Annotated in this window: 1 protein-coding gene and 1 pseudogene; one reads left to right on the top strand and one right to left on the bottom strand. The window is 75.9% G+C overall.

Features of this window, described 5'->3' with window-relative positions; all coding sequences use genetic code 11:
* Positions 1-258 (bottom strand): annotated as a pseudogene (locus tag DQW06_RS28210) (deoxyribose-phosphate aldolase); the annotation flags it as partial.
* 410 nt (positions 259-668) lie between these two features.
* On the opposite strand from DQW06_RS28210, the gene DQW06_RS28205 reads away from it, so the two are divergent.
* The gene (locus DQW06_RS28205; RefSeq protein ID WP_071623250.1) at positions 669-1,253 is read left to right on the top strand and encodes an N-acetyltransferase; all 585 of its coding nucleotides are present in this window, start codon (positions 669-671) and stop codon (positions 1,251-1,253) included.
* Positions 1,254-1,285: the final 32 nt, after the last annotated feature.

Below are 1,285 nucleotides of genomic sequence, written 5' to 3'. Positions count from 1 at the left end.
GTCGGGGTGGGCGGCCTTGGCGCACAGGGCCCGGACCTTGCCGGGGGTGTCGGCGCCCTCCAGGGTGGTCAGGTCCACCATGGTGATGGCCAGGTCGATGGCCCGGGCCTTGGCGGTGGTCTTGACCGACCGGGTGGACAGGTCCTGGGCGCGGGCTCGCGCGCCGACCTCGTCCACGCCCGGGAGGCCGTGCAGGAACGCGCGGAGTTCGCGGTTGGTCGCCGCCTCGGGCGCGAATGCGGTGTGGGGCACGGGCACCTACAGCTCGTCGGGTCGCTGGCCTGCCCGTCCGCTGTGGCCAGCGGAAACGGGGCTCGCGGCGCGGCGCGCGGGGAGTTCTTCCCCCCGGGCCGGGCCGTCAGGCAGTCACCCTAACGCCGGGCGGAGCCGCCGTCAGCATCCGTCCGGATCGAGCCGCCCAAGGTTGGAGGAGCCTCCAACGCCTGCTCTGGTTTTTCGTCGTCCTTTCCTCCAATCCGGCACGGAAAACCCCCAGAAAAGGACATCCGTACTGTTCTGCCACCGCCGGGACGGACACGCGCGGTCTAGACCGGACCACTCCCTTTTGGCTACGTGGGCGGGATGCGAGACTGGCCCGAATCCTCCTCTCGGCCCGCCCCGCCGGTCCGGGAGCCGGAGGAGCGGACCCCGAGGTGACGGGAGCGGTGATGTCGGCCGGAGAGCGGAGCGAGCCACGAGCGGGCGGGACGGAGCCGGTGCGCCTGGTGAGGCTGGACCGGGCCACGCCGGAGGCGGGCCTGCTGCGGGAGACCGTGCTGCGTCACCGCCTGCCGCCCGGCCAGCGCGGCCACGTGCGGCTGCCGGTGACCACCCTGCCCGCCGCCGACGCCGACCCGGCGCGCACGCCCTTCGCCGTCGTCGGCCCGGGAGCCGTCGCCGACGCCGCCGGGGCGCGGGCGGCCTGCGCGGGCTTCGGCGTGCTGGACCGGGCCGTGCACGCGCGCGACCTGGTACCCGACCCGGCGCGGGCGGTGCTGCTGCGCGCCTTCTACGTCACCACCGCCTGGCAGAACCGGGGCGTGGGGCGGGCCGTGTGCTCTCCGCCGCTGCTGGACCGGTTGGCGGCGCAGGTGGCGCCGGAGGCGGCCGAGCTGGTGCTGTGCGTGGACGAGGCCAACCACGCGGCGGCCCGCGTCTACGGGCGCGCCGGGTTCGTCTTCACCGGCCGCCGCTTCGTGGACGCGGCGGGGGGACCGCAGCTGGTGATGGCCCGCCCGGTGGAGCGGGGCTGAGCGGGGTCAGGGGGTCCGGCGCGGTCCGGGCC

This window comes from Nocardiopsis sp. TNDT3 (assembly GCF_003427465.1).
Taxonomy (GTDB): Bacteria; Actinomycetota; Actinomycetes; order Streptosporangiales; family Streptosporangiaceae; genus Nocardiopsis; species Nocardiopsis dassonvillei.
Note: the sequence above shows the minus strand (reverse complement) of the source record. Positions and strands in the feature narration are given on the sequence as shown.

Coding starts and splice junctions, on each gene's coding strand:
- DQW06_RS28205 (WP_071623250.1), top strand. CDS start 669: ATGTCGGCCGGAGAGCGGAGCGAGCCACGAGCGGGCGGGACGGAGCCG.